General features: G+C 69.8%; 1 protein-coding gene. It reads right to left on the bottom strand.

Features of this window, described 5'->3' with window-relative positions; translation table 11 throughout:
• Nucleotides 1-1,157 (bottom strand): S8 family peptidase (locus AC1DSD_RS22410; protein WP_478033201.1); only part of this gene is annotated, 1,157 nt, incomplete at its 3' end.
• Between the last annotated feature and the right edge of the window lie 56 nt (nt 1,158-1,213).

The following is a 1,213-nucleotide window of genomic DNA, read 5'->3' as shown; positions in this document are numbered from 1 at the left end:
CGGTTCAGCGCGATCCGTGTCGCGCGACCGCTGGACTGGCGCACCAGCGCGATCAGCCCGCTGACATGCGCGACCGCATAGGAACTGCCATTGACGAGGTACCATTTACCCCCCGGTTGTGTCGTCGGCACGTCGCGRCCGGGCGCAATGTACACGCGCGCGGGCAAAGACTGCAAAGATTCGTCGGCGACGGCGATGACGCCRGGCAAGGATGCGGGGAATCCTCCCTGGGGCAGCGACGGATCGAATGCCGCGACCACAGAGACGTTGCGCGATATCGCRATGGCGATCAGCCGGGCGAGTAGCGGGTCTGCCGGCCCGGCGAGGCTGAGGTTGATCACCTCGGCATTGTGGTCGATCGCGAATTGCAGCGCGCGCGCCAGGCTGAGACTGTTGCAAAGCGTAGGGCCGGCGGCGGTCTGCCAGCACGCCCGCAACGCCATCATCCGCGCGTCGGGCGCGATCCCGGCGATGCCGATGCCGTTTCCCGCCTTGGCACCGACGATGCCGGCAACGCCGGTGCCATGCGCCTCGCTGGGGACGGTGCGGCGCCCGGAATCAGGATTGGCGACGAAATCGAGATTGGCGGTGAACTGGCCGGCAAGGTCGGGATGCGCAACGTCGATCTTGCTGTCGATGATGGCGACGGAAACGTTGCGGCCGGTGGCGATGCGGTGGAGGTCGGCGAGCCGCCAGGCKAYGGCRGCGGGCTCKGCYCGRAAGAGAGGGTCGTTGAGCGCGGCCCCGGCGGGCGAGCCGCGCGCCTGGTACAGTTGCAGCGGCTGCGACCAGGCGACCCCCGGCTCCTTCGACACCTGGGCGATCGCCGCGTCGAGCGCCCTGCCATCGGGCACGCGCATGACATAGCAATCGACCCCGATCAGCGGCATCGGCCAGCCATCGACCAGCTTCAGCCCGTTGCGCCGCGCGATTCCTGCCGCCATGCGCCGCCGCGCGGCCATCGCCGTCGTGTCACCGTAACTGCCGCCGTAGCTCCCGCCGGGSCGRTAATGCGGCGGCGCCATCTTGAGCATCACCAGGATCTGGCGATCGGCGTCGGCGGTCGGCCGCTCCTGCGTATGGCCCGGCGTCACCACGCCGAGCGCGGCGGCACCGCACAAGGCCAGGCAGAGCCGGAACCATCCGCGCCAGGTCATGGCTGCGATCCAGGGTCGATCGGCTCGGCCAGCACGACCTGCGGCGTGGCGCGCAG

This window comes from Sphingomonas sp. P4_D12 (genome assembly GCF_056401895.1).
Note: the sequence above shows the minus strand (reverse complement) of the source record. Positions and strands in the feature narration are given on the sequence as shown.